Below are 17,827 nucleotides of genomic sequence, written 5' to 3' on the forward strand. Positions count from 1 at the left end.
CCCACCACTTCTGTCGCGATCATGGACAGATCGTGGGCACGGCGCTGCGCGGTTGGCTACCCTACGATTTCTCCTTCCGTGACTTCGGCGCGATCGCGCTGCCGGCCACCACCTGCAACAGATCCTTACGAACGGCTTCGATGTGCCGCTCCAGGAAGCGGCAGGCCTCATCGACCTTCCGTGCGCGGCAGAGCGCGATCAGATGGGCGTGCTCCTTCTCGGCGATCCCCATCGCCTTGGTGTTGGAGAGCTGCAAGCGGGTGTAGCGGTCGCTGGTCTGGAGCAGTGACAGCACGATGGCTCTTGTGCGCGGCTGAGGCGCATGAACGTAGAGCGCCATGTGGAAGTCGGCATTGAGCTGCCCCCATTCGCTGACGTTGCGCGCCTTGATCGCCCTCTCAAAACTCTTCTGGATGTCGTCGAGCCCGTCGAAATCATCAACAGTGAAACGTGGCGCCGACTGCGCCAGCAATCTCGGCTCCAGGATGCGGCGCAAATCGAATACGTCGTTGATCTCGTCCAGCGACAGCTCGGAGACGATGGCGCCCTTCTGCGGCACGATGCGCACCAGCCCTTCCGCCTCCAGCTGAAACAGCGCCTCCCGCACCGGGATGCGGCTGACGCCATAAGCCTCGCCAAGCGCATCTTGGCGCAGCTGCGATCCCGCCGGATAGGTGCCGTCGAGGATCGCCTGCCTGAGCTGGTCGACGATCGCAGCCGACAGCGTGCGATGCTTCAGAGGCTGTTTCATCTGACCTTCTGTCTTCCTTCGCGATTCATCCGGCCGAAGCGGTCCCTCTCTTGCATGTTGAAGGCTTCAGCGAAAGCTAGAGTCCAGCAAAAGCCAGTGCCCAGCAAAAGCGCGTCCTGCCGCCGAAGTGACCGCAATCTCCGTTTGACAGCGCAAATGTATAAATTATACATTTGCCGATAGCACGACAAATCTCGAGGTTGGGCCTCCATGATCGAACAGACGATGCTGCCCACACGCGCATTCAGCGTTCGACGCATGATCGTCCGCGCGTCCAGCAGCCTGCTCGCGGTCGAGCGCCTCGCGCTGATGGGACTCATGTACCTGCTCACCGGATTGATCCTGGTGAACGTCGTCACCCGGTACTCGCATTTCCCGATCTACTGGATCGACGAATCCGCCGTCTATTGCGTGGTCTGGCTGACCTTCATCGGCGCCTCCGCAATGACCCGGCTGCGGCTCGACTTCGCGGTGACGATGCTGACGGAGCGTCTTTCAGCGCCGCACCAGAAGCTCGCCAAAGTAATCTCGACCGGCCTCGTGGTCGTGTTCGGCGCCGCACTAATCGTCACCTGCGTGCTTTGGATGGACCCGATTGGTCTCGCCCGCGCCGGCTTCGATGGGCGCAAGCTCGCCGCCGAGACCTTCAACTTCCTCTACACCGAGCACACCCAGACGCTGAACTGGCCGACGTGGGTGCTGTATCTGACGCTGCCGATCTTCGCGGTGTCGATGACCATTCACGGCCTCGCCAATTTGCTGGAAGATCTCGAGCTGGTCCCGCGCACCTCGCCAGAGGGCTTTCAGCTCTCCGAGCTGGACGGGGTCAACTGATGATCACGTCAGCGGCCTTCATGGCTTTCATGCTGGTCGGCGTGCCGATCGGCCTCTGCCTGTGCCTCGCCGGCCTCGTCTACATCGCCGCATCCGGCAATCCCGTGCTGTTCCAGTCTTACCCGCTCCAGCTTTTCGGCGGCGTCGACAGCTACGGCCTGATCGCCATTCCGCTCTTCATCCTGATCGGCGAGATCATGAATGGCGGCGGCATCACAAGGCGCATCGTCGACATGGCGATGGCGTTCGTCGGCTCGTTCAAGGGCGGGCTCGCCTACGTCAACATCCTCGCCAACATGTTCATCTCGTCGATCCTGGGCTCTGCGACTGCGCAGGTCGCGATCATGGCCCAGATCATGGTGCCGGAGATGGAGAAGAAGGGCTACGACAAGACCTTCGCCGCGGGACTCACCGCCTATGGCGGCATGCTCGGCCCGATCATCCCGCCATCGGTGATGTTCGTGGTCTATAGCGTGCTCGCGCAGGTCTCGGTCAGCGACATGCTGATCGCCGGCATCGTGCCTGGCGTCATCCTCACCGTGATGTTCTGCCTCGTCATCGCGCTGATGGGCTATGTCTACAACTATCCCCGCGCAGACTATCAGACGCCGCGTCAGCGCATCATGACGATCCTGCGGACGTCTCCGACGCTGCTTATCCCCATCGTCATCGTCGGCACCATTCTCGGCGGCCTCGCCAATGCGACCGAATCCGCTGCCGTCGGGGCTGTCGCAGCAGCACTGGTCGGAAAATTCTGGACCAAGGAGTTCGAATTTTCCCAGCTGCCGCAGATGATGCTGCGCAGCGCCATCTACTCGGCAATCGTGCTGTTCCTGGTGGCAGCCGCGGCGGTGTTCTCCTGGGTCCTGATCTTCGGCAAGGTGCCGCAGGAGACTGCCGCCTGGATCCAGACGGCCGCCAAGGACCCGGTCAGCTTCATGCTGATCTGCAACGTCATCCTGCTGGTGATCGGCACGGTGATCGACGGCATTCCCGGCCTGATCATGACGGTACCGATCCTGCTGCCGGTCGCGACCGACGTCTATCACATCGACCCCCGGCATTTCGGCGTCGTGGTGGTGATCAACCTCGTGCTCGGCCTGCTGTCGCCGCCGGTCGGACTTTGCTTCTTCGTCGCGGCCGCTGTCACCGGTGCCAAGCCGGGCAAGATGTTCATGGTGACGCTGCCCTTCTTCGTCATCTCCTGCGTCCTCCTCGTGCTGCTCTCGCTCTATCCGTCGCTCTCGCTGATCCTCGTCAAATAGGCCCATCCGAAAGGAGCCCGACCATGCCGCTTTCACGTCGCCGCTTTCTGGCCGCCAGTGCCGCCGTATCGGTGTTCGCGCCGTCACTGGCGCTCGCGCAACCCAAGGAATTCCGGCTCGGCCTGATCACGCCCAACGGCCATTCCTGGAACAAGGCCGCCCTCAAATTCGGCGAAGATCTCAAGGCGGCCACGAGCGGCCGCTTGACCGTCAGCGTGTTCCACTCCGGGCAGCTCGGCAACGAACCCGCGATGATGCAGCAATTGCAATCCGGCGCGCTCGACATGGGCTTCATCCAGGCCGCCGAGCTCGGCTCGCGCGTGCCGCACATCGCCGCGATCAATGCGCCCTATATCGTCCGCTCGACGCCTGCGGTCGCGAAATTCGTGCGGCATCCGGCGGCGGTGAAGCTGTTCGAAGTGCTGCCGCAGGAGACCGGAACGATCGGACTCGGCTGGGGCATCACCGGCATGCGCGCCGTGTTCTCCTCCAAGGATCTGAATACGCTGGCCGACATTCGCGGCATGAAGCTGCGCATCAATCCGACGCCGGTCTATCGTGATTTCTATTCCTCGCTGGGCGCTGCGCCGACTCCGATCCCGACGCCGCAGGTGTTCGACGCCATGGCGAACGGCCAGGTCGACGGCCTCGAGGCCGATCTCGAATTCTCCTGGAACCAGCGCTTCGACAAGGTGTCGAAAGTGATCCTCCAGATGAATGCCGTCTTCATGCCGATGGCGGCGGTCGTCTCGGGCCGGGTCTGGCAGTCGCTCCCCGCGGCCGACCGCGAGCTGATCACGAAGACGATCAAGTCGACGCTGGATGTGCAGATCGACGAGCTCGCCGGCAATGAGCCCGCGCTGATCGAGAACTTCAAGAACGCGCCGATCCCGATCCGCCAGGTCGACGCCAAGGACACCGAGGCCGTGATTGCCGAGTTCGATAAGATCTGGCTGCCAAAAGCCCCTGTCCTCGCCGAGCTGCGCAAGGTCGGCGCGACGCTCTGATCCCACTCTCGTCCTCACCGTCAACGCCCGGCGGATTGAACCATCCGCCGATACTATTCCAATCCGGAGCCAAGCAATGAGCCCACGCATTTCCTGGGAAGGCGTCTTCCCGGCCGTTACCACGCAGTTCAACGACGACCTGTCGCTCAATATCGATGCGACAGCCAAGGTCATGGATGGGCTGATCCGCGACGGCGTTTCCGGTCTGATCGTCTGCGGCTCGGTCGGCGAAAACACCTCGCTGGAGCGCAAGGAGAAGGTCGCGATCATGGAGGCCGCGAAGTCGGTTGCGGCCGGCCGTGTGCCCGTGCTGTGCGGCATCGCCGAATTCACCACGGCGTTTGCAGTCGAGACCGCCAAGGAAGCCGCGCGCGCCGGTATCGACGGTGTGATGGTGATGCCGGCGCTGGTCTATTCGTCCAAGCCGCACGAGACGGCTGCGCATTTCCGCGCCGTTGCCAGTGCCACCGACCTGCCGGTGATGCTCTACAACAATCCGCCAATCTACAAGAACGACGTCACCCCGGACATCCTGGCCTCGCTCGCCGATGTCGACACCGTCGTCTGCTTCAAGGACTCGTCCGGCGACACGCGACGGTTCATCGACACCCGCAACATGGTCGGCGACCGCTTCGTGTTGTTCGCAGGTCTTGACGACGTCATCGTCGAGAGCGTCGCCATGGGCGCGGTTGGCTGGGTCTCCGGCATGTCGAACGCCTTCCCGCGCGAGGGCGAGACGCTGTTCCGTCTCGCCAAGGCAGGGCGTTATGCCGAGGCGATGCCGCTCTACGAATGGTTCATGCCGCTGTTGCATCTGGATGCACGCCCGGACCTCGTCCAGTGCATCAAACTGTGCGAGCACATCATGGGCCGCGGCACCGCGCTGACGCGCCCGCCGCGTCTGGCGCTGCTGCCGCAAGAGAAGGCAGAGGTCGAGGCCATGATGGCCAAGGCGCTCAAGAACCGGCCGCGCCTTCCGGATGTGGGCCTGAAGGCGGCGTAAGCGGCCTTAAGTCGCCGCGCGCCTCCGCTTGGCGTTCAGCGCGGACGCCACGCGGCTCACTGGCGGCTTGCCCAGCGCGGCACTCATCTCGTTGGTCGCCGCCAGCAGCCGGTCCATATCGATGCCGGTCCTGATGCCCATACCTTCGAGCATGTAGACGACGTCCTCGGTCGCGACATTGCCAGTTGCTCCGGGGGCGTAGGGGCAGCCGCCGAGGCCGCCCGCGGCGGCGTCGATGACGCGGACGCCCTCCTCCATCCCGGCATAGACATTGGCGAGGGCCTGGCCGTAGGTGTCGTGGAAATGCATTGCGAGATTGGCGGGAGGAATGTTGGCGGCAACTGCGCGCAGCATCTCCCTTGCCTTGCTTGGCGTGCCGACGCCGATTGTGTCGCCGAGCGAGATCTCGTAGCAGCCGAGCTCCCATAGCGTGTTGGCGAGATCGGCGACCGCCTTCGGCTTGATCTCGCCGTCGAACGGGCAGCCCAGCACGCAGGAGATATAGCCACGCACTTTGACGCCATCGGCTTTGGCGCGCGCGAGCACCGGCTTGAACCGCTCGATGGAGTCCGCGACCGAGCAATTGATGTTGGCGCGCGAAAAGCCTTCCGAAGCTGCCGCGAACACCGAAACGACCTTTGCGCCCGCAGCCCGCGCGGCGTCATAGCCCTTCTCGTTCGGCACCAGCACATGGAATTCGGCGCCCTGCACATGGCTGACGCCGCGCAGCACGGCGTCCGAGCTTGCCATTTGCGGGATCGCTTTGGGCGAGACGAAAGCGCCGACCTCGACTGTGGTGAGGCCAGCCGCGACCAGCGCCTCGATGAAGGCGATACGGGACCCGACACTGACGGCCGTCTTCTCGTTCTGAAGGCCGTCGCGTGGCCCCATCTCGATGAACCGGATTTGGTCGCTCATCTCACTCTCCCGAAGGCTCGACCACAGCGAGTTCGACCCCCTCCTGCACGATGTCGCCGACCTTGCATTTGACGGACTTCAGCACGCCGGCATAGGGCGCGCGCAGCGTCTGCTCCATTTTCATCACTTCGAGCGTGAGGATCGGCGCGCCCTTGTCGAGCTTGGCGCCCTCCTCCGCCAGCACGGCGACGACGGTACCCGGCAACGGCGCCGCGATCTTGTCCTCGCCGGCATGCTCTTCGCTCTCGCCGCCGAACGGATCGACCCAGTGCAGATCGAAGCGGCCGTTGCGCGTGCGCAAATACAGCTCATGGCCGTCAATCACGGCCGCAACGGCAGATTTCAAGCCATCAAGCGTCAGATCGAATCCGCCGTCGCGCGGCGCAATCGCGAACGCCAGCTCGCGTTCGCCGATCACCAGCGTCGAGGCGCCGCTCCCGTAGTTCAGCGTAATCTTCTGCTCTGGCCCATGGCCGACGCGAAAGGCGAAGATGCGCTGGCGGCAGCCGACCGGCTGCCAGCCGAAGGTCTGCCAGGGCGAATTCGCATCCGCCTGCGCTGCTTGCCGTTCGTCGTTGACGATTGTAGCCACCGCCGCGCATAGCTCGAGCTCGCCGGGCGCCGGCGCGACCTGCGTCAGCACCGCCAGCTCGCGCTCGATGAAGCCGGTGTCGATCGCATTGGTCCGCACTTTTGGATGCGTCATCAGCGCCGACAGGAATGGAATGTTGGTGATGATGCCGCGGACGTCGGACTCCTCCAGCCCCCGGTTGAGCCGCTCGATCGCGACGTCCCGCGTCGGCGCCCACGCGATCATTTTTGCGAGCATCGCATCGTAATAAGGCGACACGCTGTCGCCCTCGCGATAGCCGGCATCGATGCGCAGTCCGCCGGTCTCGGCCGGCAAACGCCAGGTCGAGATCCTGCCGACCGATGGCATGAAATTCTTGGTTGGATTTTCCGCATAGATGCGCGCCTCGACCGCATGGCCGTTGAGCCGGATCTCGTCCTGCTTCAAAGGCAGCGCCTCGCCGAAGGCGACGCGGAGCTGCCATTCGACGAGGTCGATTCCGGTGATCAGCTCGGTCACGGGATGCTCGACCTGGAGGCGCGTGTTCATCTCGATGAAGAACACGTCCTTGCCGTCGGAGACGAACTCGATCGTACCCGCCCCGACATACTTGACCGCGCCCGCCGCCTTTCGCGCGGCGGCGCAGACGGTCTCGCGTTGGGCAGGATTGAGCGTCGGCGACGGTGCCTCCTCGATCACCTTCTGGTGCCGGCGCTGGAGCGTGCACTCGCGCTCGAACAGCGACAAGAGATTGCCGTGGCTGTCGCCGATCACCTGCACCTCGATGTGCCGGGGATTGTCGACATATTTCTCGATCAGCATGCGGTCGTCGCCGAACGCAGCCTTGGCCTCGCGTTTGGCGCTGACGATCGCAGGCCCGAGTTCGGCCGCCGAGCGCACGATCCTCATACCGCGGCCGCCGCCGCCGGCCGACGCCTTCATCAGGATGGGGAAGCCGATCCTGTCCGCAGCCTTCGAAAGCGTCACTTCGTCCTGGGCTTCGCCGTGATAGCCGGGCACCAGCGGCACGCCAGCCTTCTCCATCAGCGCCTTGGAGCCGGATTTCGAGCCCATCGCATTCATCATCTCGGCGGTTGGCCCGACGAAGACAAGGCCCGCATCGAGGCAGGCCCGCGCGAATTCTGCATTCTCCGACAGAAAGCCGTAGCCGGGATGCACCGCTTCCGCCCCGGTCTTGCGCGCGGCCTCGATCAGCCGCTCGACATTGAGATAGCTGTCGCGTGCCCGCGCCGGCCCGAGCAGCACGGCCTCGTCGGCGAGCCCGACATGCATCGCGTCGCGATCGGCCTCGGAATAGACCGCGACCGTGCGCAGGCCCATGGCCCGCGCAGTGCGGATGACGCGGCAGGCGATCTCGCCGCGGTTGGCGATCAGGAGCGTGCGAAATCGCCGGTAGAGCTTTGAGCGGTCCATCGCATCACATCCTGAACAGGCCGAATTTCGTCGGCTCGATCGGCGCATTCGACGCCGCCGAGAGGCCGAGCCCAAGCACCAGCCGCGTGTCGGCCGGATCGATCACGCCGTCGTCCCAGAGGCGCGCGGTCGCGTAATAGGGATGCCCCTGGCTCTCATATTGCGCGCGGATGGGGCTACGGAATTTCTCTTCCTCTTCCTTGGACCAGCTATCACCCTTGGCCTCGATATTGTCGCGCCGGACCTGGCTCAGCACCATCGAGGCCTGCTCGCCGCCCATCACCGAAATGCGCGCGTTCGGCCACATCCACAGGAAGCGCGGCGAGTAGGCGCGGCCGCACATGCCGTAATTGCCGGCGCCATAGGAGCCCCCGATCACGACGGTGAATTTCGGCACCGAAGCGGTCGCAACCGCCGTCACCAGCTTGGCGCCGTCGCGCGCGATGCCGCCGGCCTCGTATTTCTTGCCGACCATGAAGCCCGTGATGTTCTGCAGGAAAACCAGCGGGATGCCACGCTGGCAGCACAGTTCGATGAAATGTGCGCCCTTGAGCGAGCTCTCGCTGAACAGGATGCCGTTGTTGGCGATGATTCCGACCGGATAGCCCCATATATGAGCGAAGCCGCACACCAGCGTCGTGCCGTACAGCTTCTTGAACTCGTCGAACTCGGAGCCGTCGACGATGCGGGCGATGATGTCGCGCACATCGAACGGCTTCCGGCCGTCGACCGGGACCACGCCGTAGATCTCCTCCGCCGCGAACAGCGGTTCGCGCGGCGCATGCATGTTGAGGTTCGGCCGCGTCGGTGGCTTCAAGGTGCCGACAATGCGCCGGGCGATGCCGATCGCGTGTGCATCATTCTGTGCATACTGGTCGGTCACGCCGGACTGCCGCGAGTGCACGTCGGCGCCGCCGAGCTCCTCCGCACTCACGACTTCGCCAGTCGCAGCCTTCACCAGTGGCGGACCGCCGAGGAAGATGGTGCCTTGATTGCGAACGATGATGCTCTCGTCCGACATCGCTGGAACATAGGCGCCGCCGGCGGTGCAGGAGCCCATCACGATCGCGATCTGCGGAATGCCAGCCGAGGACATCTGCGCCTGGTTGTAGAAGATGCGGCCGAAATGCCGCTCATCCGGAAAGATCTCGTCCTGGAGCGGCAGGAAGGCGCCGCCGGAATCGACCATGTAGACGCAAGGAAGGTTGTTCTGCCGCGCGATGTCCTGCGCACGCAGATGCTTCTTCACCGTCATCGGATAGTAGGTGCCGCCCTTGATGGTGGCGTCATTGGCGACGATCACGCATTCGCGGCCCGAGATGCGCCCCACCCCGGTGACGACGCTCGCCGAATGCACGTCGCCGCCATAGAGGCCATAGGCCGCGAGCGGCGACAGCTCTAGGAATGACGTCCCGGGATCGACAAGCAGGTCGACGCGCTGGCGCGCCAGCATCTTGCCGCGTGCGGTGTGGCGGTTGCGCGACGCCTCACCGCCGCCGCCGGCGACCTGACTCAGCTTTTCACGCAAGTCCGCGACGAGGGTGCGCATGGCCTCGGAATTGCGCGCGAAGTCTGATGAAGACGGATCGATGCTGGAATGGAGCGGCATGATGATTCCAATGAGGTGAAGCGTTTCAAGCCGTCTCGGCCATCAGCTCGCGGCCGATCAGCATGCGGCGGACCTCCGAGGTGCCGGCGCCGATCTCGTAGAGTTTGGCGTCGCGCCACAGACGTCCGACCGGAAATTCGCTGGTGTAGCCGACCCCGCCGAGCGCCTGAATCGCCTCGCCCGCCATCCATGTCGCCTTCTCCGCGGAATAGAGGATCGCGGCAGCGGCATCCTTGCGCAAGCTGCGCGCGTGGTCGGCGCGGTCGCAGGCGCGCCCCACCGCATAGACATAAGCGCGCGTGGCCTGCCAGGTCGAATACATGTCGGCAAGCTTGCCCTGCATCAGCTGGAAGTTGCCGATCGGCTGACCGAACTGCTGGCGTTCGTGCATGTAGGGCACCACCGCATCCATGCAGGCCGCCATAATGCCGAGTGGGCCGCCTGACAGCACCGCGCGCTCATAGTCCAGGCCGGACATCAGCACCTTGACGCCTTCGCCCACCTTGCCGAGCACGTTCTCCTCCGGCACCTCGCATTCGTCGAAGAACAAGGGGTAGGTGTTGGAGCCGCGCATGCCGAGCTTGTCGAGGTGCTGGCCGTGGGTGAATCCCTTGAAGCCTTTCTCGATGAGAAAAGCGGTCATGCCGCGCGGACCGGCCTCCGGATCGGTCTTGGCGTACACGACGAGCACGTCGGCATCGCCGCCATTGGTGATCCACATCTTGGAGCCGTTGAGCACGTAGCGGTCGCCGCGCTTGTCGGCGCGCAGCTTCATCGAGACCACGTCGGAGCCGGCGCCGGGCTCCGACATCGCGAGCGCGCCGACATGCTCGCCGGAGATCAGCTTCGGCAAATAGCGCTGGCGCTGGGCGTCGTTGCCGTTGCGGCGGATCTGATTGACGCAGAGATTGGAATGGGCGCCGTAGGAGAGCCCCACGGCAGCCGAGCCGCGCGAAATCTCCTCCATGGCGACGATATGGGCAAGGTAGCCCATGTTCGACCCGCCATATTGCTCCGGCGCGGTCATGCCGAGCAGGCCGAGGTCGCCGAAACGCTTCCAGAGGTCCGCCGGAAACAGATTGGCCTTCTCGATGTCGGCAGCGCGCGGGGTGATCTCCGCCTCCACGAAAGCGCGAAGCGTGTCGCGCAGCATGCCGATGTCTTCGCCCAGATCGAAGTCGATGCTCGGGATGTTCAAGGCGATTCCTCCGTATTTTGGCGTCCGAACCTAGCGGGGCCCAGGCGCTCTTGCGGTCGAAAAGGTTGCATTTTCCGCCAAACTTGGCGAGGATTTTCCGAGGGAATTCCGATGCCTTTTCAAGCCGCCACTGCGATCCCCCGCCGCGCCGTAACCCCTGCCGCCTTCGTCCGCGGCGTGGTGGCCGCTTATGAACGATACGGCCGCGATCCGGCGGAGGCGCTGAGCCGGGGTCAGGTAGCGCTGGACCTTGTCAATTCTCCGGATGGGCGGATCACCGCCGCTCAGTTCGAGGCCCTGGCAGGCCATGCCATGCGCGAGCTCGACGACGAAGCGCTCGGCTGGTTCTCGCGGCGGCTGCCTTGGGGCACCTACGGCATGCTGTGCCGGGCCTCCATCACCGCACCGACGCTGGAGGTCGCGCTCAAGCGATGGTGCCGGCATCACCGTCTGGTGACCGAGGATGTGTTGCTCGATCTCGAGGTTGGCGAAGAGACGGCCGTCGTGTCGATCCGCGAGCTCCGTGACCTCGGGCCATTCCGCGAGTTCTGCCTGGTCACCCTGTTCCGCTACGTGCTCGGCTTCTCGTGTTGGGCGGTCGACTCCCAGATCGCGCTCCGCGCGGCTGAATTCCCGTACCCGGAGCCCGGCCACGTCTCGGTCTATCCGACCATCTTCTGCCGGACTATCCGCTTCGACGCGGAGCGCGCCGCCATCATCTTCGACAAGCACTATCTCTCGCTGCCGCTCACACGGACCGCGGTCGACCTCGACAACATGCTCAAAGGCGCGTTGCGGCTGACCGTGCTGCCCTATCGGCGCGACCGCCTGCTGGTCGAGCGCGTCCGGCGCGTGCTCCGCAATGCGCGTGGGCGGGTCCTCGGCGCGGAGGATGTCGCGAGCGAGCTCGCGCTGTCCACACGCACAATGCACCGACGCCTGCGCGAGGAGGCCACCTCACTACGCGATCTCAAGGAAGAGGCGAAGTTCGAGCTCGCCAAGCAGGAGCTGATGCGCGGCCGCACCCCGATCAAGCGCATCGCGGAGATCGCCGGCTTCCGCAACGAGAAGAGCTTCTCGCGCGCCTTCCGTACCTGGACCGGCGCGAGCCCGCGCGAATTTCGCGGCCGGTATCGGTGAGGCACACGCGAGCGCGGGCGTTGCGTGGACGTCATGAATTGGCGGCCTCCGAGATGATTCTCGGAGGCCGTAACATCTCTAAACCAGTCTCGATTGCAACGTTAGTTCGAATTGGTCTGCCCGCCCGACCGAAGCTTGCGCGACTGCGTCTGCTTCGGCTGCAAGGCGAACGCGTCGCTCGAGGTCTTCGCTCCGCCGCTCTGCGAGCAGGTGCCGCCGATGCCGCCGGCCGCGGCCCGGCACGCTTCCATCGTCGGATAGCCGCAGCCATGAGCGGCCTGGGCGCCGTTGGTGATGCAGTATTCTTCCGCTTGTGCTGCGGGTGCAATAATCATCAGAAACGCAGATGCAAACAGCGTCGCAGCAGATGCGACGAACGTCTTCGAAATCGATGTCATGGTGTCTTTCCTGCTTCAGGGTCCCACAAAAGAGTCCTCGGCATGGCACGCACGCTGAGGTTCACACCTTGCATCTAAGCGGCGCCCGAGAACCGACAATCACGGCTGAGCGCATTGCAGGACTTCGCAAATCACATGTCACAGTTAGGTGATTAACTCATATATTATAATTCGGATTGCATGAAATACCGATTTGTCCGACCGGAATATTCGGATCCTATCCTGCCGGCGCCGCCACGGCGACCTCCTGCAACGGCAGTGGCACGTCCTTCGCGACACCCAGCACCGGAAAGCTGCGGACGTTCTTCACGTTCGGCATCGCGGCGAAATGCAGGAGCTGCTGGCGCATGCTCTCGACGCTCGGCGCCACGCATTTGAGGAGATAGTCGGTGTCGCCCGAAATCCGCCAGCACTGCTGGATGCGCGGGATCGCGGCGATCGAGCTCTCGAACGCCTCCAGCACCGGCTGGGCCTGGCTGCCGAGCTGGATCGAGACGAACGACACCACCTCAAAGCCGAGCCGCCGTTCGTCGATGACGGCGCGCACCGCCCGGATCACGCCGCGGCTGAACAACGATTTCAGCCGCCGCAGGCAGTTGGGCGCGGATACCCCGACGCGCAGCGCCAGCTCGTTATTGCGAACCCGCCCGTCCTGCTGCAGCTCGGACAGGATCTTCAGATCGACGCGATCGAGCTGGTCACGCCCGGCCATACCCCACCTCGCCATGAGCTCGTCAAGTCTCGCACCAGCGAAGCACGCAGCGGAATCGCTGCCAAGGGCCAGACGCCACTGGCTGCCTCGATGGCAGGGCCCTGCTCCGGCCATCCACGTTCTTTCGCGCGCCCCTGAGATGTAGATGCCCGGGACAAGCCCGGGCATGACGAGTTGACGTCGTTTGGACGCGGCGCAGTGTCGTCCGCCCCTCAATGCGTCCAGGGCTCGCCGCGCCGGAACGAGAAATTGTCGGCATAGGCGACCGGCCGGCGCACCGACTCCTGCGGTTCGATCACCTGGTAGGCGATCCCCTTGCGCTCGCAATAGGCGACCGCCTCTTCCTTAGAGTTGAAGCGCAGGGTGATCTGCTGCTTCATGTCGCCGGACGAGGTCCAGCCCATCAGCGGCTCGACCGAACGCGGCTGCTCCGGCTCGTAGTCGAGCTGCCATTCCCTCGTCTTGGACCGGCCGGATTGCATCGCGTTCTTGGCGGGCTTGAAAATGCGTGCGGTCATGGGTGGTCCAGGCCTCTTAGTCTTTCGCTCGATTTCGATGCGTCACGGTGGCAGTTGGTGGAAACCTCGGGGATAGTATAGAGACTCCGTTGGAGGAATGTTCGGTGATTCCGGCTCCCCGGGTGCCCTTAGCTTACGGGTATAGTCATTATGCTGCACCGTGACAATTGCGTACCCGCCTTCCGCGCCGGGACCCCGCCCGAGGCCATTGCCTCCCCGACATCAGCGTATTTGTTCCTTCCGAAAGCTCTCGTTGCATGGCCTTCCTGAACATCAGCGCAACGCTTCCCGAAAAGGGTCGCGACCTCCGGCTCGACCTGTTTCGCGGCGTCGCGAACTGGGCAATCTTCCTCGACCACATCCCCGACAACGTTGTGAACTGGGTCACGACGCGCAATTACGGCTTTTCCGACGCCGCCGATCTTTTCGTCTTCATCTCCGGCTACACGGCGTCCTTCGTCTATGCGCGCATGATGCTGGAGCGCGGCTTCATCGTCGGCGCCACAAGGCTGACCAAGCGGGTCTGGCAGCTCTATGTCGCCCACATCATCCTGTTCGTGATCTATATCGCCTCGATCAGCTATCTCGCCCTGCGCTTCGGCGATTCCGAGATGATCAACGAGTTCAACGTCGCCGGCCTCGTCGACAACGCCACCGAGACGCTGCGCCAGGGCCTGTTCCTGCGCTTCAAGCCGCTCAATCTCGACGTGTTGCCGCTCTACATCGTGCTGATGGGACTGTTCCCGCCGGTGCTGTGGTTCATGCTGCGCAAACCCGACGTGACGATGGCGCTGTCCATCGTGCTGTGGCTCGCCGCGCGCCATTTCGGCTGGAATCTGACGGCCTATCCGGCCGGGCAGTGGTACTTCAACCCGTATTGCTGGCAGGTGCTGTTCGTGTTCGGGGCCTGGTGCGCCATGGGCGGCGCGCGGCGCTCGATGGCGCTGATCAATGCGCCGATCACGCTCTATCTCTGCCTCGCCTATCTCGCCTTCGCGCTGATCATGACCATGGCTGGCCGCTTCCCGACCCTCGTTGGCATGTTCCCGCAGTGGCTGTTCTCGGCCTTCAACCCGAACGACAAGACCAACCTCGCGCCCTACCGCTTCATCCACTTCGTCGTGATCGTAATCCTGGTGATCCGCTTCGTGCCGAAGGAGTGGCCGGGCCTGGAGTGGAAGGTGTTCGATCCGCTGATCGTCTGCGGCCAGCAGTCACTCGCGGTGTTCTGCGTCGGCGTGTTCCTCTCCTTCGTCGGCCATTTCGAACTGTCGATGAGCTCGGGCTCGCTGCTTGCGCAGCTCTTCGTCAGCATCGCCGGCATCGCGATCATGACGACGGTGGCCTATTACATCTCCTGGTCGAAGAAGCAGGACAAGCCCTTGAAGCCGCCACCGTCCAAGCCGGCAGCGAAGGCCGCCTGATCGTGACGCGGCGGTCGATGCCCGTCAGGCCGCCTCTTCGCCGTCGAACTCGGTGAACTTCTTGTAGATCCAGTCGCGGCCGTCATGGCGGCGCCAGACCTTGCCGTACACGAGCTGCCCGTTGATCGAACGGCGCGGCACGATCACGGTCCAGAGATGCCAGATTTCGGTCCAGCTCGTCTGCGGACCGGCGGTCTTGGAATTGCGATCGAAAGACATGGCAGAACTCACTGGCGCGGAAGTCATCCGCGCAGAACTCAACTGAGGCGCGCGCTGCCGCAGCCTGTGTCCCCGTGCGAGCGCGGATTTCCGGCAGCCCATCGCGAGCCGTGCTTGATGTGATAACAGTCACTAAGGCGGCCGCAACAACCGCTCGCCCTTAACCTAACCGGTCAACCTTACTTCTCGTGCGCAAACGGCGAGATTGGTTGAAAGCCGCGGTCGACTTTTCTAGAATGGGTGCGTGATTTGAGAGCGCGCCGATTTGAGGACGCGCGTGTTTTTAGCCCGACACGTATTTTGAAAACAATTGACCGGCCGGGGCGACCACAATGAATTTGCAATGTGCATGTCTGCGCTTGGCACTGCGATCGACGGCGCCTGTTCCGATCGTAAACACGTCCGCCCAGCAGCCGCCAAAAGCCGCCAACGATAACCAGACGGTCTGGCCGTTCGTGCCATTTCCGCTCGGCTGGCACGCCTCGAGCTGATTGGCGAGATCTGAACAGTGAGGCCTGAAAAGCGCAACGCCGCGCAAGCGGAGTATCCTCGCTCGGCGGCGTCCGTTAGGCATTGGGCGCTGAAATCCCCAACACGCATATGTCTTTGGCGACGCTCAGAAGGTTCGAAGAGCGTCCGGAAATTCTGCGCCGCTCTGAGGACCGCAACGGCTTGAAGCGTCGCACCGAAGTCGCGCGGCAAGAGGATGAGCGCCAAAGCTTCCGCCGCGCCTTTACGCCCAGGCGACGGCAACCAATCGCTGCGCCACGGGTTGCAGCTTTTTCCCGCCTGTCCGAGGGTGCCCGCGATCAGGTGCGCCCGCCTGCACGGACGGCATCGCACGTTCCATATGAGCTGGAGCGCGGCCGGTGAACTGTCGCGAACGAGCCGAAACCAACGAATGCCAGGCCGCAGGGCAAGGAAACGCTGGGAGCCAAGTCGATACGCCGGAGAATCTCCTCGAGATGCCGGAGCCCGGAAACTCGCTGCTTGCGCTCGGCGGACTCGGCCTCGCGGGCATCGCCATGCTGGGCTGGATCTGCGCCCTCGCCTGGGTTGCTTGGCGCCTCGTCGGCTGGCTGTTGTTCTGACGCGGCCCGAAGCCCTAAGCTTAAGGCTTGGGTGTCGGCCTAGCGATGCTTGAGACGCACGTCGGGACTGGTCGGGGCAGCTGGATTCGAACCAACGACCTGCAGTACCCAAAAATGTTTTGTTTGCATTCGTATGGTCAAGCTGGCACGTGCTGCAAACGCTAAGTTATTGAATTTGCTCGGTCCGACCTCTTCACCTTGACCGTTTGCATTCAAGCAGTGTCACGAGTTCAGGTCCCCGGGACCTGAAATAAACGACCAAATATTCTCTTATTCCGAATAACTCATCGGTCCGGAACTTGCCTCACGAGGGGGCGTGAGCTTGGTCAGTGGTGGCGATATCGAGCCTTTGGGGGCGATTGTTCCAGAGGAAATAGGCGTCACAGAACAGCTTAATGAATGACACCTCCTTCAAGGTTATCGCGGCTCCGGCAAGCTCGTCCGCGTCGAACGCCTGGCACAGCTCGCGGTAGCGTTCCCGCTCGTCCATGTTTGGGAACAGGGTATCTAGGAACTTGAGAAATGCTGGCAGAAACGGATCATCCGGGTGCCAATCGCCATGATCGCTCATCATTGCGCGAAGGCAGCTGATGAAGTTCCCGAAACATTGAACTTCGCATTGCCAATGGACGTCGTTCAACGAAAGAAATGTTAGGCCTCCAATGTAGAAATCGAGGGCGGTCTGCGCCCCGGGTTTTGTGGGCTGCGGAAGCTTTGCAAAAACCAAGGCTGCGCGAGCCAAATCTTCGGTATCGAGCGCGCGGTTCTCTCCCCAGTCGATCTTCAGGCTGGGCTGTCTCTCCAACCTAAGTTCCTGCCCGTTTTCCAGATCTCGAATCGATTCGTAATATCGATTGATATGCTCGGGCATTCGCCACCACCAAAACCCCATCGTGCCGATATTCAGCGCAACCACAAAGCTGCGGGCCACGCCCCAACCGAAATACCAAAGCGCCTGGACCGGCACATTGTCCCCAAGGGTGAAGTCTATGAAGATTTGATCTTTCTTTCCGCTCACCGCCGACAGCTTGATCCAACTAGAATGCTTATTGAAGGTCGAGAGGACCTTTGGACGTATTGAGTGTGATGCGCACAGTACCCGTACGCGAAGCTGCCACTTATCCTTCGTTTTCTCGCCCGGCGCGTTTCGGCTGCGCTCTAACTCGCGTTCGGCGGCCAAACGACCGTCCGCCTCTTGTTGATCGAATAGGCCTTTAAGCCAACGGCCCCACGCTCGCGTATCCTTCAACTCAGCGAGCTTCTGCATCGATCCTTTGGAAAAAATCTGCTTTCGCTTCTCCGGATCATCAGTCGCTTTTAGAAACCAGGCTTGCAGATCGATCTCTTCTTGAGGGATTTCCTGACGCGGACTTTCTGCCTTCGCCATGGCCACAGCGGCCTCGGCCAATCTGATTAGCTGATCAGCCTGGTCCTTGGTGATCGCTTCACTGGGGACCGACAATCCCTCGTCATCATTGCCGACGTAGAGACCCATCAACCGAGTGTCGTGTATTCGTTGGGCAACACCAGACATCTCATCAATCCGAGCCTGGTTGATCTCCTGCGAGAAGAAGCCGCCGCCGAAAAAGTGTCAATCGGCTTCCAACTTTGACCCCTCATCGGCGTCCAATTTTGACCCCTTCGCGCGGCGGGTTTTGCTGGTAGCGCTCGTCTCGTCGGAGCTGGCCGGGATAGCGGAGGCGAGACGAGCGCGGGTGGCGTGATCGTCGTGGGC

The 17,827-nt window shown here is 63.0% G+C and carries 18 protein-coding genes and 1 pseudogene; 7 read left to right on the top strand and 12 right to left on the bottom strand.

The window, feature by feature from the left end:
• Positions 1-61: 61 nt before the first annotated feature.
• On the bottom strand, positions 62-751 hold the full coding sequence (locus IVB12_RS17635) for a GntR family transcriptional regulator (protein ID WP_247300838.1): 690 nt from the start codon (positions 749-751) through the stop codon (positions 62-64).
• Between the two features lie 225 nt (positions 752-976).
• Here IVB12_RS17635 and IVB12_RS17640 point away from each other — a divergent pair, with 225 nt between their 5' ends.
• From IVB12_RS17640 to IVB12_RS17655, 4 genes are all read left to right on the top strand, one after another.
• Entirely contained in the window at positions 977-1,585 is a 609-nt protein-coding gene (locus IVB12_RS17640; protein ID WP_247300857.1) for a TRAP transporter small permease, read from the top strand.
• Complete coding sequence (locus IVB12_RS17645; RefSeq protein ID WP_247300839.1) at positions 1,585-2,850, top strand: TRAP transporter large permease; 1,266 nt, start codon at positions 1,585-1,587, stop codon at positions 2,848-2,850. The genes IVB12_RS17640 and IVB12_RS17645 overlap by 1 nt, the downstream gene beginning before the upstream one ends.
• A 23-nt stretch (positions 2,851-2,873) precedes the next feature.
• Positions 2,874-3,857 (top strand): TRAP transporter substrate-binding protein, encoded by a 984-nt coding sequence (locus tag IVB12_RS17650; RefSeq protein WP_247300840.1) that lies wholly within the window; start codon positions 2,874-2,876, stop codon positions 3,855-3,857.
• Between the two features lie 76 nt (positions 3,858-3,933).
• Complete coding sequence (locus tag IVB12_RS17655) at positions 3,934-4,860, top strand: dihydrodipicolinate synthase family protein (RefSeq protein WP_247300841.1); 927 nt, start codon at positions 3,934-3,936, stop codon at positions 4,858-4,860.
• 6 nt (positions 4,861-4,866) lie between these two features.
• On the opposite strand, the gene IVB12_RS17660 is transcribed toward IVB12_RS17655, so the two are convergent.
• The 4 genes from IVB12_RS17660 to IVB12_RS17675 are packed head-to-tail and all read right to left on the bottom strand — an operon-like array spanning position 4,867 to position 10,590.
• Entirely contained in the window at positions 4,867-5,778 is a 912-nt protein-coding gene (locus IVB12_RS17660; protein ID WP_247300842.1) for a hydroxymethylglutaryl-CoA lyase, read from the bottom strand.
• Position 5,779: 1 nt separating this feature from the next.
• Positions 5,780-7,783, bottom strand: coding sequence for an acetyl/propionyl/methylcrotonyl-CoA carboxylase subunit alpha (locus IVB12_RS17665; RefSeq protein ID WP_247300843.1), 2,004 nt, complete (start codon positions 7,781-7,783; stop codon positions 5,780-5,782).
• Between the two features lie 4 nt (positions 7,784-7,787).
• Positions 7,788-9,392 carry a carboxyl transferase domain-containing protein gene (locus IVB12_RS17670; RefSeq protein WP_247300844.1) on the bottom strand — a complete coding sequence of 535 codons (1,605 nt, stop codon included), beginning with the start codon at positions 9,390-9,392 and terminating at the stop codon, positions 7,788-7,790.
• A gap of 25 nt (positions 9,393-9,417) precedes the next feature.
• Entirely contained in the window at positions 9,418-10,590 is a 1,173-nt protein-coding gene (locus IVB12_RS17675) for an isovaleryl-CoA dehydrogenase (RefSeq protein ID WP_247300845.1), read from the bottom strand.
• A 111-nt stretch (positions 10,591-10,701) separates the two neighbouring features.
• Between IVB12_RS17675 and IVB12_RS17680 the strand changes: the two genes are divergently transcribed.
• A complete protein-coding gene (locus IVB12_RS17680) occupies positions 10,702-11,730 on the top strand; it encodes an AraC family transcriptional regulator (protein ID WP_247300846.1) in 1,029 nt (342 codons plus the stop codon).
• A 101-nt stretch (positions 11,731-11,831) separates the two neighbouring features.
• On the opposite strand, the gene IVB12_RS17685 is transcribed toward IVB12_RS17680, so the two are convergent.
• From IVB12_RS17685 to IVB12_RS17695, 3 genes are all read right to left on the bottom strand, one after another.
• Positions 11,832-12,128, bottom strand: a complete 297-nt coding sequence (locus IVB12_RS17685; protein ID WP_247300847.1) for a DUF3551 domain-containing protein — start codon at positions 12,126-12,128, stop codon at positions 11,832-11,834.
• Positions 12,129-12,345: 217 nt separating this feature from the next.
• The gene (locus IVB12_RS17690; RefSeq protein WP_247281029.1) at positions 12,346-12,840 is read right to left on the bottom strand and encodes an Lrp/AsnC family transcriptional regulator; all 495 of its coding nucleotides are present in this window, start codon (positions 12,838-12,840) and stop codon (positions 12,346-12,348) included.
• Between the two features lie 212 nt (positions 12,841-13,052).
• The gene (locus tag IVB12_RS17695) at positions 13,053-13,358 is read right to left on the bottom strand and encodes an ETC complex I subunit (RefSeq protein ID WP_247300848.1); all 306 of its coding nucleotides are present in this window, start codon (positions 13,356-13,358) and stop codon (positions 13,053-13,055) included.
• A gap of 257 nt (positions 13,359-13,615) precedes the next feature.
• Here IVB12_RS17695 and IVB12_RS17700 point away from each other — a divergent pair, with 257 nt between their 5' ends.
• On the top strand, positions 13,616-14,782 hold the full coding sequence (locus IVB12_RS17700; protein ID WP_247300849.1) for an OpgC domain-containing protein: 1,167 nt from the start codon (positions 13,616-13,618) through the stop codon (positions 14,780-14,782).
• A 24-nt stretch (positions 14,783-14,806) separates the two neighbouring features.
• Here IVB12_RS17700 and IVB12_RS17705 read toward each other — a convergent pair whose 3' ends face one another.
• Positions 14,807-15,001, bottom strand: a complete 195-nt coding sequence (locus IVB12_RS17705) for a hypothetical protein (protein WP_247300850.1) — start codon at positions 14,999-15,001, stop codon at positions 14,807-14,809.
• A gap of 283 nt (positions 15,002-15,284) precedes the next feature.
• Positions 15,285-15,539: a hypothetical protein gene (locus IVB12_RS17710; protein ID WP_247300851.1), complete on the bottom strand. Its 255-nt coding sequence runs from the start codon at positions 15,537-15,539 to the stop codon at positions 15,285-15,287.
• Positions 15,540-15,966: 427 nt separating this feature from the next.
• Between IVB12_RS17710 and IVB12_RS17715 the strand changes: the two genes are divergently transcribed.
• On the top strand, positions 15,967-16,092 hold the full coding sequence (locus tag IVB12_RS17715; RefSeq protein WP_247300852.1) for an RNA-binding protein: 126 nt from the start codon (positions 15,967-15,969) through the stop codon (positions 16,090-16,092).
• Positions 16,093-16,396: 304 nt separating this feature from the next.
• On the opposite strand, the gene IVB12_RS17720 is transcribed toward IVB12_RS17715, so the two are convergent.
• Both IVB12_RS17720 and IVB12_RS38400 read right to left on the bottom strand, forming a co-directional pair.
• A complete protein-coding gene (locus IVB12_RS17720; RefSeq protein ID WP_247300853.1) occupies positions 16,397-17,587 on the bottom strand; it encodes a hypothetical protein in 1,191 nt (396 codons plus the stop codon).
• Between the two features lie 96 nt (positions 17,588-17,683).
• Positions 17,684-17,827 (bottom strand): annotated as a pseudogene (locus tag IVB12_RS38400) (IS21-like element helper ATPase IstB); the annotation flags it as partial.

Source organism: Bradyrhizobium sp. 179 (assembly GCF_023073535.1).
Taxonomy (GTDB): domain Bacteria; phylum Pseudomonadota; class Alphaproteobacteria; order Rhizobiales; family Xanthobacteraceae; genus Bradyrhizobium.